14 protein-coding genes are annotated in these 18,421 nt (G+C 59.7%); all 14 read right to left on the bottom strand.

Features of this window, described 5'->3' with window-relative positions; genetic code table 11:
- Window positions 1–255 precede the first annotated feature (255 nt).
- Window positions 256–3,828 carry a glycosyltransferase gene (locus AC3ITA_RS07665; protein WP_489279918.1) on the bottom strand — a complete coding sequence of 1,191 codons (3,573 nt, stop codon included), beginning with the start codon at window positions 3,826–3,828 and terminating at the stop codon, window positions 256–258.
- Window positions 3,829–3,952: 124 nt separating this feature from the next.
- Window positions 3,953–5,524 (bottom strand): flagellar hook-associated protein 3, encoded by a 1,572-nt coding sequence (locus AC3ITA_RS07660; RefSeq protein WP_489279916.1) that lies wholly within the window; start codon window positions 5,522–5,524, stop codon window positions 3,953–3,955.
- Window positions 5,525–5,537: 13 nt separating this feature from the next.
- A complete protein-coding gene (flgK, locus tag AC3ITA_RS07655) occupies window positions 5,538–7,595 on the bottom strand; it encodes a flagellar hook-associated protein FlgK (protein ID WP_150673925.1) in 2,058 nt (685 codons plus the stop codon).
- Between the two features lie 23 nt (window positions 7,596–7,618).
- A complete protein-coding gene (flgJ, locus tag AC3ITA_RS07650) occupies window positions 7,619–8,908 on the bottom strand; it encodes a flagellar assembly peptidoglycan hydrolase FlgJ (protein ID WP_489279915.1) in 1,290 nt (429 codons plus the stop codon).
- A gap of 11 nt (window positions 8,909–8,919) precedes the next feature.
- Window positions 8,920–10,008 (bottom strand): flagellar basal body P-ring protein FlgI, encoded by a 1,089-nt coding sequence (locus AC3ITA_RS07645; protein WP_095945458.1) that lies wholly within the window; start codon window positions 10,006–10,008, stop codon window positions 8,920–8,922.
- 27 nt (window positions 10,009–10,035) lie between these two features.
- Window positions 10,036–10,731 carry a flagellar basal body L-ring protein FlgH gene (flgH, locus tag AC3ITA_RS07640; protein ID WP_489279914.1) on the bottom strand — a complete coding sequence of 232 codons (696 nt, stop codon included), beginning with the start codon at window positions 10,729–10,731 and terminating at the stop codon, window positions 10,036–10,038.
- Between the two features lie 52 nt (window positions 10,732–10,783).
- Window positions 10,784–11,569 carry a flagellar basal-body rod protein FlgG gene (gene flgG / locus AC3ITA_RS07635; RefSeq protein ID WP_095945460.1) on the bottom strand — a complete coding sequence of 262 codons (786 nt, stop codon included), beginning with the start codon at window positions 11,567–11,569 and terminating at the stop codon, window positions 10,784–10,786.
- A 45-nt stretch (window positions 11,570–11,614) separates the two neighbouring features.
- Window positions 11,615–12,355: a flagellar basal body rod protein FlgF gene (locus AC3ITA_RS07630; RefSeq protein ID WP_095945461.1), complete on the bottom strand. Its 741-nt coding sequence runs from the start codon at window positions 12,353–12,355 to the stop codon at window positions 11,615–11,617.
- A gap of 203 nt (window positions 12,356–12,558) precedes the next feature.
- The gene (locus AC3ITA_RS07625) at window positions 12,559–13,155 is read right to left on the bottom strand and encodes a cytochrome c3 family protein (RefSeq protein ID WP_085723386.1); all 597 of its coding nucleotides are present in this window, start codon (window positions 13,153–13,155) and stop codon (window positions 12,559–12,561) included.
- Between the two features lie 9 nt (window positions 13,156–13,164).
- Window positions 13,165–13,656, bottom strand: a complete 492-nt coding sequence (locus AC3ITA_RS07620) for a nitrate reductase cytochrome c-type subunit (protein ID WP_150673930.1) — start codon at window positions 13,654–13,656, stop codon at window positions 13,165–13,167.
- An 11-nt stretch (window positions 13,657–13,667) separates the two neighbouring features.
- Window positions 13,668–16,172, bottom strand: a complete 2,505-nt coding sequence (gene napA, locus AC3ITA_RS07615) for a nitrate reductase catalytic subunit NapA (protein ID WP_150673931.1) — start codon at window positions 16,170–16,172, stop codon at window positions 13,668–13,670.
- A complete protein-coding gene (locus AC3ITA_RS07610; protein ID WP_414929280.1) occupies window positions 16,163–16,429 on the bottom strand; it encodes a chaperone NapD in 267 nt (88 codons plus the stop codon). The genes napA and AC3ITA_RS07610 overlap by 10 nt, the downstream gene beginning before the upstream one ends.
- A 37-nt stretch (window positions 16,430–16,466) precedes the next feature.
- Complete coding sequence (locus AC3ITA_RS07605) at window positions 16,467–16,634, bottom strand: periplasmic nitrate reductase, NapE protein (protein WP_095945465.1); 168 nt, start codon at window positions 16,632–16,634, stop codon at window positions 16,467–16,469.
- 157 nt (window positions 16,635–16,791) lie between these two features.
- Window positions 16,792–18,351, bottom strand: a complete 1,560-nt coding sequence (locus AC3ITA_RS07600) for a sigma-54-dependent transcriptional regulator (protein WP_095945466.1) — start codon at window positions 18,349–18,351, stop codon at window positions 16,792–16,794.
- Between the last annotated feature and the right edge of the window lie 70 nt (window positions 18,352–18,421).

Here is an 18,421-nt window from a genome sequence, read left to right as displayed (position 1 = left end):
GCTTTCTTGAGCGTTGCAGGCCTTCTGGCTAAACCTTCTACCGTTCCGGGCGCTGGTGGAATGACCGCGAGCGCTCGTTTTATGGCGATTTGAGGGGGACGTGCAGGAAACGCGCCAGCCGCGCAGGCTCTATGCCGGTGGCGTAATCGGCCATGAAAAAAGGGATGAATTCATCAGCGGGATTTGCGACGCTTTCGACACAAACAAAACAGGCGGCCCAAGGCCGCCTGCTCAAACACCAATATTCACTTCGGATCAGTTGGGCAACCAACCCTCGACCCAGTAATTGAGGTTGTTGCCCTTGAGCATGTAATCGCGCAGCACTTCCTCGCGCAACGCATCGCCCATGCGGTAGCTGGCCTCTGGATCGGACAGATGCATGCGGATCGCCTCAAGCCATTCCTCGGCGCTGTTGCTCACGACCTTGGTGCACGGAAGATAGCCGCGATAGGCTTCAGTCTCGGTGCAGATCACCGGGTAGCCGCAGGCACCGTATTCCAGCAGGCGCAGGTTGCTCTTGCAGTCGTTGAAGATATGAAATTCAAGTGGTGCCAGTGCCAGGTCAAGGTTCAGGCTGGCCAGTTTGGCCGGATAGGCGTCCAGGCCGACGCTTGGATGGAATTCATGAACGAACGGACGCAGCGCCGGCGGGCACATGCCGAAGAACACCCACTCGACTTCGTTGGCCAGCAGACGGACGACATCGGCAATGATCGCCAGGTCGCCGTCATGACTGGTCCCGCCCCCCCAGCCGACGCGAGGTTTTCGCGAAGTACGTCGACGACTGCTCAGGCCGGCCCACAGGTGTGGCGCCAGCATGTTCGGGACGACCCGGATGTCGTGGTGCATGTCGCGCAATGCATCGGCCAGCGGCTGGGTCGATACCACCACCCGGTCACACAGACTGATGCCACGACGCACGATACTGTCGACGCCGACTTCAGCCTTGCGAATGTGTGCGTTCTTTTTCGGCACATCGATCACATAGTCATCCAGCTCGAAAATCCTGAATGCCCGGGAGGCATCTTTGACGCGCTCCACTTCGTCGACCGCGTTCCGGCTATAGCGACCCTGCAACACAATCACGTCCGGCGAACTGCGCTCAAGCTCGATGTTCGTCGGCGTGTGGTAACTCAAATGTCCGACTATACGCCCGGCCGCTTCCAGCTCAAGAAACGGCTGGGCAACCCGGTAATGGCCCACGGCAGACGTGTTGATCGGGATCGCCAGCACCTTGGGCAGCAACTGACGGAAGAACGGATCCCAGCCGCTTTTGAATCCGGGTTCGAGACTGAAATTACTGCTGCCCAGACTCAGGTTAGGGTTGTAAGCCGGATCCCTGGCAACCAGAGGCAACCAACGCTGATAAAAGCTTTTCTGCTCGTTTTGCAGGATGCGCGGGGCCGGCTCCCCATAGGAAGCCACTGTCACTCGCATCAGTTCGGCGTACGGCGTCCATACCACCAGGTATCCGTTTTGCTTCACCCGCAGGCAGAAGTCTGCGCCATTGAGTGCCTGCGACAGGTCTTTTTCGTCGAGGCCGAGCACTTCATCGAAGACCTTCTTGCGCACCAGCAGGCAGTCGATGCCCACCGCGCTGAAGTTCTGCACGGTCTGCTGGCGCTGCATGTAACCCGGTGTATTCAGTAGCTCGCCACGATTAGGCACCCCCACTGCCCCCCGCAGCCCGCACACCAGCGCAGCCCCTTCGATGCGCCCTTGCGGACTCACCAGACGGCCACCGACGATGCCGACTTCCGGACGCCGGGCATGGTTGAGCAACTCGTCGAGCCAGTCCGGATTGACCACGCTGTTGCACGGACTGAAAAACAACAGGTAGTCACCGCGAGCCTGGCCGGCGGCGAAGTTGTGCACCGCCGCCAGATTGTCGCCATAATCACAACGAAGCACGCGCAGCTTGTCGCTTCCCATTTGCTCCACGGCCGACAGCCAGTTGCAGGCATCCAGCGCCGTGCTGCCGTTATCGACAATGAGCACTTCAAATTGCTGGCAGGTGGTTTTCTCCAGCAGGCTTTCAATGCAACGCTCCAGAGACGCCAGCTCATTACGGGTCGCGATGATGATCGACACCATGCCCGGTTGAACATGGAGGTAGTCCACACGACTGATCATACGCTGACTGCCGGTGCGGATTCGGTGAGGAACACCCAGGCGCGTCAGATGCGCCGCCAACACTACCGGGGCCTGATCCATGACCTGTGGTTGTGTCAGCCACCGGGACAGGCGCAGGGTGGACTCCACCAGAACTTCGGCAATGTGCCCGATCGCGTGTGGCCCGTTGTTTTCGACCAGGCGCCAGAGCAGATCGTGCACGCCAAGCTCGCCAAAGCCCGCCGCCATCCCGCCAAGTTCCAACAGGCGCTGGCGCTGTAGCGCGAGCACACGGCCGACATAGGGAAAGCTGCGCATCAAGTCGAGATTGAAATCCGGCTTGAACACCGGCTCGATCGAGATCTCGTCACGCAAGCCGCCTTCGTCGCTGTAAAGGCAGCGCACATCCGGCATCTCCACCATGCGCTCGGCGAGCAACAGCAGCGCCAGTTCATGCATGCGGTCACCGGCGCGAACCAGATAGATCCAGTCCGCGTTGTCCAACTCGGCCAGCAGGTGGTTGAACTGGGCAACCGCGTCCGCCTCCAGTGGCACATGACGCACACCGTCGACAGGTGCGTGCCGCAATGGGGAAAGCACCACCACTTGCTCAGCGCTGTAGGCTTGCTGACGAAGACTTTTGAGGGTGTCCTCCAACGCCGACAAATCACCTTCGCTGTCGAGCACGATCGGCACGACGCGCGGACGCCAGCTCCAACTCTGCACGCGAGCATCAAGCAGGCGTTGCTGGGCCGGATTCAGATGGCGGCAGGACAGCCATTGCCGATACATGTCAGCGAAACTGTCGCAATCCGGGCCGACCCGGGAATTCACCAGGGTTTGAATGAAACCCAGCTGTCGGCCAAGGGCGGCCTCTTCCCACGCATAAGCCTGCCCTTCAATGGCATCGGCCAGCGCAACATGACGCACCCAACCGGGTGCCGGCGCCGGCTCGCCACTGCGCAGAGCGAGCATTTGCTTGAGCCAGTCGAGTTCGGTCACGACCGCAGCCTTGACTGCGGACTGGTTGCTCAGGCGCGCCGGATGCAAACGCTCAAGACTCAGGATCTGCCCGACCACGACAAGATTGCCGCGTCGCAACAGACACGCGAACAAAGCAAAATCCAGGTTCGCAACAAAGCCCTCGCCGATCTGCGTCAGGGCCGGCAAGTATTCCAGTGCATGCAGAGTTCGCAGCAAGGCCCCACTGAGGCCACTGAGAAAATTAAAGACAGTGGTTTCCAGAATCCCCAACAGATCCTCACCCTTGAACAAGGTGACACCTTTGGAAAAGCAGCTATTTTCCACACGGTCGGATAACAGGATGCAGTCTTCGTCGTAGAACTGCCGTTGGCCGATGACCAGATTGACGTCGTCGTGATCGATGAATCCGGCGATCTGTTGCGCAATGCACTCAGGCAGCAACTGATCGTCATCGCACAACAATTTCAGGTAGTCGCCGCTGGCTTCCTGCGCACACGCGATGAGGTTGCCTTGAAAACCCAGGCGCCGCGGATTGCGCACATAACGCAGACGAATCGAGACAGGCACTTCACAGGCATCGACGATCTCGCGGATCTCGTCACCGCCACTGTCATCGCAAACGATCACTTCAAGATTGGCGTAGGTCTGACTCAGGGCGCTTTCCAGTGCCACGAGGAAGAATTGCGGATTGAAGGCGGGAATGGCAATGGTGACAAGAGGTGCTGGTTTCACGGCGGGAGAACTCGCGAGCGGCGGGAGCTTGCCTGGATGAAGCAAGACTCCCTGAACCGCAGAAAAAAGACGGTTTTCACTCGGTTGTCGAAAGCCTTCGCGAAGTCATCGGGAAGGCCCTGACTCAGACTTTGTTGAACAGGCCCAACTGAGCGATCTTGCTGAACGCCAATTGCGATGCCTGCAGCATGGTTTGCTGCAGGGTCAGGCGGGTCATTACTTCAGCCGGATCGGAGTCGCGAATGGCGCCCTGGGTCTGCGTGTTGGCCAGTACCAGACTCTGGTTGATGTCCGTCTGGGTCACCAGCGATGCACCGCGCCCCCCCACAGAACTGACACCAGTGGCCAGTTGATCGATGCCGCTGGCCAGGTTGCCGATACCGGCTGTGACTGCCGCGTTCATTTTCTGAATGGCGATCGGATTATTGTTGGTCGGTGTCGACAGGGCCATTTTCAGTTGGCTGACCGTATCCAGAACGTTCTGGGTCTGGTGCGTGTTGACCGCTACCGAGAACTGGTCACCTGCGCCCGGTGCGCCGGCGACGGTGAACGAAACACCCGATGCGGTTGCGGTAGTGCCAGCCATGGTGCCGGTCGACACTGGCGTGCTGTCAGCCGTCACCGGCGCGGCATACAGTTCGAAATCCGTAGCGCTGGTGAACTTGAGCACAGCACCACCGCCCGGGAAGCTGGCGTGGTAGTCAGCGCTGTTGGTCACCGAGGCGCCTGTCACCAGGGCGCTCGAAGGATTGCCCGGGCTGCGCGAAGTATTGAAGCTGTCCGGCTTGGCCGCCAGGGTGAAACTGTGGCCGGCAATTGCCGCATCCGGGTCGGCACTGTCACCTGCCTTGAGGTTAATATTGAGGTTCAGATCAACGCCGCGAAAGCTCACGGTTTGCGTGGCTGCGTTGTTGGAGTTGAACACGCCGTTCTGGCTCGCTTCAGACGTTACGTCGTTACCCAGCGCATCGGTGATTTTCAGCTGAGTGCTGCTCAAGAACTCCACGGTGTAAGGCTCGCCGCTACGGAACTTGGCACTGTAGGTGACATCCGACGCGACTTGACCGTTGGACAACGCGACACGACCGTCATCCACCGCTGGCGACGTAAGCGTGGCGGACGTTCGGTTGGTGTTGATCGCCTGCTGGAATACGTCCCAACCGGTACTGTTGGAAGCCATCGATTGATTGTCGCCAATTGGCAGGTCGAGGGTCACCTGGTCGCCGTTGTAGCTGTAGGTGCCATCGGTGTTGCGACTGAACGGAGCCACATCACCCTTGGAGCCGGCGAAGATGTATTTACCGTTTTCGTCCTTGCTGTTCATCAGGCTGAGCAATTGCTCTTCAATCTCACCCAGCTCGGATGCGTTCGCCTGACGGTCGGCATCGGTAAAACCGGCGTTGCCCGCACCCAGCGCCAGTTCTTTGGCCCGCTGCAACACGTTGCCGATGCTGGTCATCACCGCTTCGGTCTGACCGAGCGTGCCTTTGATGGTGGTCATGTTGGTCGAAAACTGGTCGAGCATCGAAGCCTGCTGACCCAATTGCAGCAAACGCGAAGCGCCAACCGGATCATCCGCTGCGGTGTTGACGCGAACCAGGCTGCTCGCCTCTTCGCTGCTCTTGACCACGTTGGCGAAATTTTTCTGATAGTTCGCTGCCGAGGACTCGTAAAACTGGGCGGTAGAAATGCGCATGGGCTACGACTCCTTAAAGACTGTTGATCAGTGTGCTGAAGATTTCCTGCGCAGCCTTGATGATCTGCGAAGAGGCGGTGTAGTACTGCTGGTACTTGACCAGGTTGCCGGTTTCCTCGTCGAGGTCGACACCCGAAAGCGAGTCACGCGCGCCCTTGGCGTTCGCCAGAATGGCGGTGGTCGCAGCACTGTCCAGCTTGCCTTGGGCCGCCTTGGAGCCGACGCCCTCGACGAGTTTGCCATAGGCATCATTCAGCGAAATACCTTTGCTTGCCGAACCGGTGTCGACTGTTTGCGCAGTCTGCAGACCCGCCAGAACCGTGCCGTTTCGATTGTCCAGGGAACCTGGCTGGCTCAGGCTGACGTTGATCGCCGTGCCCTTGCCAGGTGAACCGGCGACGGTCATGTCGAAATCAACGGTGTACTGCGTGGCAGGCGCTGGCGGGATCGGCGCACCGGTCGAATCCTTGAGCGCAATGCTCAGGTTCAAGGTGTTGTTCTGGCCAGGCTGGATGGTACCGCTGCCGAGAACGCCACCTTTGGCATCCAGCAATTGATAGCTCTGGGTCGTGCCGTCAGCCGACGGATCGCCAAACACCACTTTAACCGGCGTCGAATACTTCATACCGTTCTGCATCGCGGTGGTGGTGGCCGCGTCGTAGAGGTCGAATCGGGTAGTCAGGGTCGGCTGACCGCTGGCCGGAATGGTCAGCGTGCCGCTACCACCCGCAGCAATGGCCGCTCCCAACGGCGCCGCGATGGCCAGACGCTTGGAGTCGGTCATCTCGGTTTTGATATTGGCCGATGCGTTACGTGTCGGGGTGAGCTTGAAAGTGTCGCCTTGGGCAGCTCCCCCGTTGAACGTCATCGAGAACCCGTCGATCACCGGCGCAGGTGTCGTCGTGGTGCTGAAGTTGCCCATCGGCGTGTTATCGGGCAGACGCTGAACGGTGTAATCGGTAGCGCTGGTGAACGTGACCTTGTAATCGTTGATGGTCAGTTTGCCCGTGTCCTCGATGCTCACATCGAAGTTACCGGAGCCGGCACTGTTGCTGGTGGACGCAATGCTGCGCTGAGACATCTGCGCGGCACTGTTGATGCTGTTGAACAGGTTCGAACCGAAATCACCGTTCTTGTCGATGCCCTGAGCCTGGATACTGTTCATCTGATCGGCGACGACCAGCGCCACACGACCCAATTCATTCATGGCCGGATCGAGCACTTCGCTGCGATAACGCAGCAGGCCGCCGATTTCACCACCGGCCATGATCGAGGTGATGTCGATGGTGCTCGAACCACGATTGAGCTGCAGCGACAAGCGTCCCGGATCATCTTTACCCGGCACCGCCTCGAGCTTGTTGACCGTACTGCCGATCACCAGTGGCTGGCCGCTACCCAGATACACATCGACGTTGCCGTCGCGCTCGACATACTGTGCGCCGGTGAAGGTCGACAGCTGGCGCATGGTTTCGTTACGGGCATCGAGCAGTTCATTCGGCGTACCGCCGGAGCTCGAAATCTCGCTGATTTTCTGGTTCAACTGCGCCAGGGTCGTGGCCAGCTTGTTGACCTGATCTGCCATGTTCGTCAGGTTGCCGTTGATGTTCGCATTCTGCGTGTTCAACTGGCTGGACACGGAGTTGAAGCGATTGCTCAGGGCCTGGGCATCGCTGAGCAACAACTGGCGGGAAGCGTCGTCGCCGGGTTTGGCATTGACGTTCTGTACCGAGGCGAAGAATTTGGTCAGGGCACCATTGAGACCGGTACCACTGTCGGACAGCAAGGTATCGAGTGGCGTGACTTGCCCAAGGTACGCGGCCGAATCACTGTTGAGCGACGTCGTGGTCTGCAACTGCGCGTCGAGGTAGCTGTTGTATACCCGGCGCACATCGGCCAGCGTCGTGCCGGTGCCGATGTAGACGTTGCCGTACTGAATCGACCCCTTGCTGCCTTGCACGGTTTGCTGGCGCGAGTAACCGGCGGTGTCGGCGTTGGCAATGTTGTTGCCGGTAGTCGCCAAGGCGTTATGGCTGGCGCTCAGCCCCGACATCCCGATATTGAGCAAACTCATGGTTCAGACCTTATACCTTGTGCCTATAAAGGCGTGGTGGAAACGCCCGCCGCAGCGTAGTTCTGGTAACTCGTCATCTGCTTGGCTATCTGCGAAATCTTGCTCGCGTAGTTCGGGTCGGTTGCGTAACCGGCTCTCTGCAACTCGCGTACAAACTGTTCTGGGTTATCGGCCGACTTCACGACATCTTGATAGCGATTGTTGGTCTGCAGCAAAGTCACAAGGTCATGGAAACTGTCCTTGTAGGAGTCGTAGGAACGGAACTCGGCCGTCTCCTTGACCATCTGCCCGTTCCTGAATTCGCTGGTGATCGCCCGCGCCGAATTGCCCTGCCAACTGTTGCCGGCCTTGATGCCGAACAGGTTGTGGCTGCTGCTGCCGTCCTGAGCACGCATGACCGACTTGCCCCAGCCGGTTTCCAGGGCCGCCTGGGCCACCAGGTAACGTGGGTCGACACCAATGCGGGCCGCCGCTTCCTTGGCCATCGGCAGCATGGTGTTGACGAACTGGTCGACGGAACTGAAGGCTTTCTTCGCTGGTGCCAGCGGAATCTGCGCCATGGCGCGCCCGTAGATCTGCATGCCGCCAGTGGAGGATTGTTGCGCGGTCGCCAGCCAGTCGCCGTTGTACAACGGTCCCGTGCCGGTGTTCGTCGTGCGCTCTGGCAAGGTTGTCTTGTCGATCGTCGTGGTGACAGCGGTCGCCGCCGAAGGCACCAGCCCGGCCAACAACCGATCAGCCAGTTTCGGCGGCAGTGCCAGGCGTCGCTGATTGATCAGCGCCATGTCATTGCGATGGGCACCCTCGCCCGCCTCTTGCGGCGCATGGACTGAACGCGAAGCCCACAACGGACGCTGGCCATTGACCCGCGACAGCGGGCCATCGATTGCCACCGTACCTGCCGCCACCGGCGTTTCCACGGCGGTCTTGGCAGCCTCTTGCTTGGCCAGTGACGCAGCAGCCGCCTCACCCGACGTCAGCGGTTTGTTCTTCGACATCTGGCGCATCAGCACGTCGGCCAGGCCGATACCTCCACCCTCGCGGGACATGGAAACCGCCAGTTGCTGGTCGTACATTTCCTGGTACTGCTTGGCAGCCGGCGTGTTCAGCGGATTGTCCTGCCCCAGCGCTTCGGTTGCCGAGCGCATTGACTTGAGCATCTCACCGAGGAACAGCGATTCGAACTCCTGCGCCACCTTGCGCAGGTTGCCGTCGCTGTTCTTGTCGCCGACCTTGAGCTGATTCAGACGGTTCAGGTCCGAATAGGAGCCCGAATCGCTGCTGCTGACCAGACCGCTCTTGCGCATATCCACAATGGCCGTCCTCAGATCACGATCAGATCGGCTTGCAGGGCACCGGCCTGCTTCAGCGCTTCGAGGATCGCCATCAGGTCACCCGGTGCCGCGCCGACCTGGTTCACCGCACGTACGATCTCGTCGAGGGTGGTGCCCGGGCCGAACTTGAACATCGGCTTGGCTTCCTGCTGGGCGTTGACCTTCGAGCGCGGTACCACCGCCGTCGTGCCATTGGACAGAGGGCCGGGTTGGCTGACGATCGGGTCTTCGGTGATGGTCACGGTCAGACTGCCGTGGGTCACGGCGGCCGGGGACACCTTGACGTTCTGGCCGATCACGATGGTGCCCGTACGGGAGTTGATGATGACTTTCGCCACCGCCTGGCCCGGATCGACTTCGAGATTTTCCAGGATCGAAAGGTAGTCGACGCGCTGGCTCGGATCGAGCGGCGCAGTGACGCGAATCGAACCGCCGTCGATGGCCTGGGCTACGCCAGGGCCGAGCATGTCGTTGATTTTGTCGACGATGCGTTTGGCGGTGGTGAAGTCGGAACGGTTGAGGTTCAGCGTCAGGCTGTTGCCCTGGTTGAAACCGCTCGGCACCGCACGCTCCACCGACGCACCACCCGGGATGCGACCGGCCGACGGAACGTTGACGGTAATCTTCGAACCGTCTCGCCCTTCCGCATCAAAACCGCCGACCACCAGGTTGCCCTGGGCCACCGCATAGACGTTGCCGTCGATGCCCTTGAGTGGCGTCAGCAGCAAGGTACCGCCACGCAGGCTCTTGGAGTTACCGATGGACGAAACAGTGATGTCGACCTGCTGACCCGGCTTGGCGAACGCTGGCAAATCGGCACTGATCGACACCGCCGCGACGTTCTTCAACTGCACGTTGCCCGAGCCCGGCGGTACCTTGATGCCGAACTGCGAGAGCATGTTGTTGAAGGTCTGCAGGGTGAACGGGGTCTGCGTCGTCTGGTCGCCGGTGCCGTTAAGCCCGACCACCAGGCCGTAGCCGATCAATTGGTTGGAACGCACGCCGGAAATGCTGGCGATGTCCTTCAGGCGCTCGGCCTGCGCGTTGAACGCGGCGCACAGCATCAAGGCGGCCACCATGAGGTGTTTAAGATTCAAACTGACCACCTAGAAAGGGAACAGCGGGCTGAGGAAGAAACGGTCGAACCAGCCTGGCTGACTCGCATCGGCAAACGAACCGGTGCCCGAGTAGGTGATGCGCGCATCGGCGACACGGGTCGACGGCACGGTGTTATCGGTGGCGATGTCATCGGCGCGAACCAGGTCGGCAATCCGCACCAGCTCATCGCCGGTGTTGAGGGTCATCCACTTCTCGCCGCGAACCGCGATGATGCCGTTGGGCAACACATCGGCGACGGTGACCGTGATCGAGCCGGTCAGGGTGTTGCCCTGCGCCGCCTTGCTGTCCCCCTTGGTCGCGCGGTCACCTTCGTAACTGGCACTCAGGCTGAGGTCGCCATCGCCGAACGGGTTGTTGGTGGTGGCGCTGCTGCCGAACAGCGAACTCAGGCCGATGTTGGCCTTGCTGTTCTTGCCAATTTGCGAATTGGCGTTTTTGCTGGCCTGGGTCCTTTCGTTCAGGGTGATGGTGATGATGTCACCGACCCGGAACGCCTTGCGGTCGCTGTAGAGGTTCTGTTCGAAACCGGCCTGATAGATCGAGCCATTGTTCGCCGCCGCCGGCAACGGCGTGCGCGGCAACACCGGGGCGTAGTAAGGGTCATTGGGCTTGGGCGTCGCAGGCACGCAACCTGCGAGCGCGGCGATCCCACTCAGTGCCAGAACAGATACATAGCGATTCATGACCCTACCTCACGGTGTTGCAGGCGGCCCAATGGCCGCCACTTAGACTTGATTACAGATTCTGCGTTACGAACGAGAGCATCTGGTCGGCAGTGGAGATCACCTTGGAGTTCATCTCGTAGGCGCGCTGAGTGGTGATCATGTTGACCATCTCCTCAACGGTGCTGACGTTGGACGTTTCCAGGGTGTTCTGCAGCGTGGTACCGAAACCGGCCAGGCCCGGGGTGCCGACTTGCGGCGCGCCACTGGCGGCGGTTTCCAGGAACAGGTTGTTGCCCACCGCTTGCAGGCCGGCCGGGTTGATGAAGTCGGCGGTTTGCAGGTTGCCGATCACCTGGGCAGCCGGGTTGCCGGCAACGGTGATGGACACGGTGCCGTCGCGGCCGACCGTGAAGGTCTGCGCTTCGTTCGGAATGACAATCGCCGGCTCCAGGGCAAAGCCGCTGGCGTTCACGATCTGACCGTTGGAGTCCAGGTGGAATGTACCGTCACGGGTGTAGGACGTGGTGCCGTCCGGTTGCAGGATCTGGAAGAACCCGCGACCGTCGATGGCCATGTCCAGTGGCTGCTCGGTGGTTTGCAGGCTGCCGGCGGTGAAGTTTTTCTGGGTGCCGACGATGCGCACACCGGTACCCAGTTGCAGACCCGACGGCAGTTCGCTGTCCTGGGTCGACTGGGCGCCTGGCTGGCGTTTGATCTGGTAGAGCAAGTCCTGGAACTCGGCGCGGTCACGTTTGAAACCCGTGGTCGACACGTTGGCCAGGTTGTTGGAAATGGTGGTCAGGTTGGTGTCCTGGGCGGACAGACCTGTCTTGGCAACCCATAGAGCCGGAAGCATTCGATTCTCCTCGTGCGCCTGTTTTACGGCGCGACGTTCTGGTAATTAGCTGATCTGCAAGACCCGAGCCATGGCCTGGTCATCGTCTTTGGCGGTGTTCATCATCTTGATGTGCAGTTCGAACTGCTTGGCCAAGGCCAGTACCGAGGTCATCTCTTCCACGGCATTGACATTGCTCGACTCGAGGAACCCGGACACCAGCTTGACGTTGGCATCGGCCTGCGCAGGCGCGCCGTCCTTGGTGTGGATCGAACCATCCAGGCCCTTGCTCATGTTCTTGAGGTCCGGGTTGACCAGTTTGATGCGGTCGACTTCAGCCATCACCCGAGGACCTTCACCCATCGCGCGGATGCTGATGGTGCCGTCCTCGCCAACTTCGATCTGCTGCTCGGGCGGCACGGCAATCGGCCCGCCATTGCCCATGACCGGCATGCCATTGCCGGCGCGCAGCACGCCCAGGGCGTCAACGTTCAGGCTGCCGGTGCGCACGTAGCTTTCACCGCCATCGGGCGTCTGCACGGCAATCCAGCCGTTGCCTTGCACGGCAACGTCGAGGTCGCGACCGGTTTCCACCAGTGAACCCGGGGAGAAATCCGTGCCCGGGCGTTCGGACATGGCAAACGCACGCGCCGGAAAGCTGTCACCGAACACCGGCATCGAACGGGCCTGTTCCAGGTCTTTCTGGAAGCCGTTGGTGGAGATGTTCGCGAGGTTGTTGGCATGAGCCTTTTGCGCCAGTGCATTCTGGCTGGCGCCGGTCATTGCCACATAAAGGTACTTGTCCACAATTGTTCCTCTGCCTGCCGGACGTTTGCCGCCCACTGCTGTGTTGCGCAGGCTGTAGCAATTTGCAGACCAACTTGCGCGCAGCGGCTCGAACCCCCTTGAAACCGGGGGTTGGAGGCTGACTGGAAGGGAAACGAACAATCGATCGAAGACGAAAAACCGGCGCGATTATGCCGCTTGACGGCAACGCCGTGAAAAGCCGGCTACCAGCCTTTCACGCCGCTCATGTCGGGCAGTTTGTGGGCAATGCCTTTATGGCAGTCGATACAGGTGGCCTGGCCGCTGGCCAATGAGGTGGAGTGCATGTTGGCGGCGCGTTTGCCCTGGCGGGTGAAGTCCATGAACTCGAAGTTGTGGCAGTTGCGACACTCCCGGGAATCGTTGGCCTTGAGCCTCGCCCACTCGTGCTCGGCCAGCTCCCGGCGCATGCCCAGAAACTTGTCCCGGGTGCTGATAGTACCGAACAGCTTGCCCCAGACCTCCTTGGAGGCCTGCATCTTGCGCGCGATCTTGTGCGTCCACTCGTGGGGGACGTGGCAGTCCGGGCACGTGGCGCGCACGCCCGAGCGGTTGGTGTAGTGAATGGTTTCCTGCAACTCGACAAACACGTTGTCGCGCATTTCATGGCAGGACGTGCAGAACTTCTCGGTGTTGGTCGCTTCCAGCGCGGTGTTGAACCCACCCCAGAAAATCACCCCGGCGATAAACCCGCCCAGGGTCAGGAAGCCCAGGCTGTAATGCACGCTGGGCCGACGCAGCACACCCCAATAATCCTTGAGCAAGGCAAGCAAAGATTTCATGGCCTCTCCTCAAGGTTTCGGCTGGCGGTTGATTTCGTCTTGCAAGACCTGATCGATGTTCTTGAAGCTGTTGTTCACCAGTGGTTTCACATCTTTTTGCGGCACATGACACTGGTTACAGAAATAGCGGCGCGGCGACACCGCCGCCAATGCCTGGCCGTCGCGGTCCATGTAGTGCGTGATACTGATCATCGGCGCCTGGGTGCGCGCGCTGTTGCCACGACTGTGGCAGGTCAGGCACTTGTTGCTGTTCATGTCGATGCCATAGCCGCGAATGCTGTGGGGAATGGTCGGCGGTTGCTCGGGATAATTACGTTCACGCTTGAGGTCCTTGTTCTCGTCTTCCGCGAGGGGTGGAGCGGGCAACTCCTGAGTCAAGGTCCCGCCGACCCGTCGACCATCGGGTGCCGGCGCATCCAGTGGGTAACCGGGTTCTGCCGCAAATGCCACGGGCAGCCACACCAGCAGAGCGGCAAGCAGGGACAGCGAACGATAGTTCATGAAAGCGCTCCTTATGCCGTCTTGATCAACTCAATCCTGATCGCGCATTTTTTGTAATCGGTCTGCTTGGAGATGGGGTCCGTTGCATCGAGCGTGACTTTGTTGATCAGCCTGTTGGCATCGAAAAACGGCACGAACACCAGGCCTTGAGGCGGTTTGTTGCGTCCACGGGTTTCAATTCGGGCGCGCATTTCGCCACGCCGGCTGATCAGCTTCACTTCGCTGCCACGCCTGGCATTCAAGGCCTTGGCGTCGGCCGGATGCATGTAGACCAGCGCATCGGGGACCGCTTTATAGAGTTCTTCGACACGTTGGGTCATGGTCCCGGTGTGCCAGTGTTCAAGCACCCGCCCGGTGCTCAACCAGAACGGGAAGTCCGCGTCCGGGGCTTCCGCAGGTGGCTCGTAGGGGAGCGCGAAGATGATTGCCTTCTTGTCGGGGTAGCCATAGAACTGCACACCACTGCCCTTCTCGACATAGGGGTCGTAACCTTCGCGGAAGCGCCACAGCGTTTCCTTGCCTTCGACGACGGGCCAGCGCAAGCCGCGTTCGGAGTGATAACGATCAAAGGGCGCCAGGTCATGTCCATGCCCCCGGCCGAACTGGGCATATTCTTCGAACAAGCCTTTTTGCAGGTAGAAACCGAAATCCCGGGCCTCGTCGTTCTGATAGCCCTCAGCCAGTTGCTCAGCCGGGAACTGATCGACCTGGCCATTCTTGAACAACACCTCATACAGGGTCTTGCCCTTGTACTGCGGTGAACTCTCCAACAATTGCGCCGGCCAGACTTCGTCGGTTTTAAAGCGCTTGGAAAATTCGACCAGTTGCCAGAGGTCCGACTTGGCGTCACCCGGCGCCGAAACCAGTTGGTGCCAGAACTGCGTACGTCGCTCCGCATTGCCGTAAGCGCCCTCTTTCTCGACCCACATGGCCGTGGGCAAAATCAGATCCGCCGCCTGCGCCGAGACGGTGGGATACACATCCGACACCACCACGAAGTTCTCGGGATTGCGCCAACCCGGCAACACTTCCTGCATGATGTTGGGCCCGGCCTGCATGTTGTTGCTGGCCATCGTCCAATACACATTGAGCACGCCGTCCTTGAGCATGCGGCTCTGCTGCACGGCATGGAACCCGACCTTTTCCTTGATGGTGCCCGCCGGCAGTTTCCAGATTTTTTCCGCCGTGGCGCGATGCTTCGGATTGGTCACCACCAGATCGGCCGGCAGACGATGGGAGAACGTGCCCACTTCCCGCGCCGTTCCGCAGGCCGAAGGCTGGCCCGTCAGGGAGAACGGACTGTTGCCCGGCTCGCTGATTTTTCCGGTCAGCAGGTGGATGTTGTAGATCAGGTTGTTGGCCCACACGCCCCGGGTGTGCTGGTTGAAACCCATGGTCCAGAACGAAACCACCTTGCGCTTGGGGTCGGCATACAGTTCGGCCAGTGCTTTGAGGCGCTCGGCTGGCACCCCGGTTTCCTTCGCGGTGCGTTCCAGGGTGTAGGGTTTTACGAAAGCAGCGAATTGCTCGAAGTCGATGTCGGTCCAGGTGTTCGCTTTGTCGGCATTTTTGGCCTTCATCTCCAGCGGATTATCGGCACGCAAACCGTAGCCGATGTCATCGGTGCCTTTGGCGAATTTGGTGTGCTTGCTGACAAAGTCTTTGTTGACCGAGCCGCTTTCAATGATGTGATTGGCGATGTAGTTGAGAATCAGCAAGTCAGTCTGCGGCTTGAACACCATCGGAATGTCGGCCAGTTCAAAACTGCGATGTTCGAACGTAGAGAGCACGGCCACTTTCACATTCGGCTGGCTTAAACGACGATCAGTCACCCGACTCCAGAGAATCGGGTGCATTTCCGCCATGTTTGAACCCCACAGGACGAATGCATCGGTGACTTCGATATCGTCATAACAGCCCATCGGCTCATCGATACCGAACGTGCGCATGAATCCCATGACCGCCGAGGCCATGCAATGGCGTGCATTGGGGTCGATGTTGTTCGAGCGGAATCCCGCCTTCATCAATTTGTTGGCCGCGTACCCTTCCCAGATCGTCCACTGGCCGGAACCGAACATGGCGATGGATTCCCCGCCCTTGTTCTTCAGCGCCTCCTTGTACTTCAACTCCATCACATCGAATGCCTGTTTCCAGGACACCGGGTGAAATTCGCCCTGTTTGTCATATTGCCCATTGGTCATGCGCAACAGCGGCTGAGTCAGCCGATCAACGCCGTACATGATCTTGGATAAAAAGTAGCCTTTGACGCAGTTCAACCCGCGATTGACCTCGGCTTTTACATCGCCGTGAGTTGCAACTACGCGGTTGTCCTTGGTCGCCACCATGACGCTGCAACCGGTACCGCAAAAACGACAGGGCGCCTTGTTCCAGTTCAGGGAAACCATGTCCTGTTCGGTAATCAGGTTGCTGGCCGAGGTAAACACCGGGAGACCCGCAGCCGCTGCCGCGATTCCGGCAGCCTGGGCTTTGACAAACTCTCGCCGAGTCATAGGCATGTGCTTTCTCCCGTCACATCGAGAATCTCGTGATAAACCAGAGCGGCATTGAGCACACCCGGCAAGCGATTGATCTGATCGATTCGCTGAAGAATCTGGCTTTCATGCTCGGTTTCCAGCACAACCACCAATTTGCCGGCGGGGCTTTCCTGATGAAGCTCAACGCCCGTGAGCAAACGCAGATTGGCTTTCACCGCCTCGAACAAGGCAGGACGGGCATGTACTACCAGGCTGGCAATGTGCAGCGTCTTTTCCACGACCCGTACTCCCTGCTGAATTAGCGATGAATGTCGATCAGTTGGGAGGCCCTGGCGGACCGAGGAGCATTTGCAGAAACCACACAAAAAAACCGTAACCACCGACTATCGCCACTGATAACAGTGGAAACAGAACAATGATCAGGAAATAGAACAGGCGAGTTTCTTTGCGAACTCGCCGGGTGGAGTCATCCATTGATGGCATGGTCAGCGCTCCTGCCAAACTTTGAGAAGAGCCTAGATGGCTTCCTCTGTAAGTTCCATGATTCAGGTCAATAGCAGAGGTTTTAGCGTTTTAAATGCAAACTTGAAGCGCTGGATAAATATTTACATCCGATAATAATTCTTGTCTGGTCGAGTCATTAACGCTCCAGTTTGCCTATTTCATATTCACGCAACTTGTTGGCAATCGTTGTATGGGAAACACCCAGTCGCTTGCCGAGCAATCGGCTGCTGGCATGCTCCGAATACAGCCGCTCCAGCACCGCCTTCTCGAAACGCCCGACGATCTCGTCCAGCCCTCCTTCCAGCGAAAAATCACCCAGGGGCTGACGCACGCCATAGTCCGGCAAACGAATGTGCTCGGCCTTGACGGTCCCGCCGTCACACAGGGAAACGGCCTGGAACAGCACGTTTTCCAACTGCCGCACGTTGCCCGGCCAATGGTAATGACTGAGCCGCTCCATGGCCGCCGGGGCCAGTTTCGGCAGCGGGCAACCGATCTGCCGGCTGGCCTGATCGAGGAAGTGCTCCACCAACGGCGTCAAACCGTCGAGGCATTCGCGCAACGGCGGGATGTGCAGCGACAACACATTCAAGCGGTGATAAAGGTCCTGGCGAAACTCGCCGCGAGCGCACAATTCGGACAGGTCGACCTGGGTCGCGCAGATCACTCGCACGTCGAGGTAGACTTCCTCATCACTGCCTACGCGACGGAAGCAACCGTCCTGCAAAAAGCGCAGCAATTTCACCTGCAAGCGCGGACTCATTTCCCCGACGCCATCGAGAAACAGCGTGCCGCCCGCCGTCAGTTCCAGCAGCCCGAGCTTGCCTTCGGCTCTTGCCCCTTCGAAAGCACCCGGGCCGTAACCGAACAACTCGGTCTCGGCCATCGATTCCGGCAGACCGGCACAATTGAGCGCCATCAACGGCGACTGCCCACGCGGGCTGGCCAGATGGCAAGCTCGCGCCAGCAACTCTTTGCCAGTCCCGGTTTCGCCTTCTATCAATAGCGGCGCATCCAGTGGCGCCATGCGCCGCGCTTCGCGCACCACGGCGGCCATGACTTTCGAACTTTGGAAGATGCTGTCGAAGCCACGCAATTCCTGCTTGCGCACGTTGTAGATGCGCTCGCCCACCCGGTCGGCGCGGTGCAGCGTCAGTACCGCACCGGCCATGGCTTCGCTGTCGTCGTGCTCCGATTGCAGCGGCGCGATGTCGGCCAGGAACACATCCCCCTTGACCTTGACCCGCAGCCCGTTGATCCGCGACTTGTTGGCGCGCACCAGTTCCGGCAAATCGAAATCCTCGGCGTAGCGCGACAGGGGAATCCCCGGCACCTCGTCGACCCGCACCCCGAGCAACTGCGCCGCCGCCCGGTTGGCGGCGACGATCGAGCCGCCCATGTCGATCGACAGCACCGGAAACTCCAGCGCGCCGAGCAGTGCATTGAGTTCCATGTGCCGACGCTCGCTGGGCATCAGCCCTACACGCTTGACGCCAAAGACCCCGGCGATTGCTTCGAATTTCGGACGCAGGGCCTGGAACTGAATGTTGATCAGGTTCGGGCAATGCAGGTAGATGGCGTTGCCGTGCTCACCGCCCACCTCACCGCGGGCCACGTTGATCCCGTACTCCACCAACAGGTTGAGAATGTCGCGCAGGATGCCGATGCGGTTCTGGCAGTGGACTTTGATACGCATAAAAAAGACCTGAAAAAGCAGTGATTGAGGTTGATGCCTGGCGCATGAACTGTGGGAGCGGGCTTGCTCG

This window comes from Pseudomonas sp. GL_090 (assembly GCF_057837765.1).
Note: the sequence above shows the minus strand (reverse complement) of the source record. Positions and strands in the feature narration are given on the sequence as shown.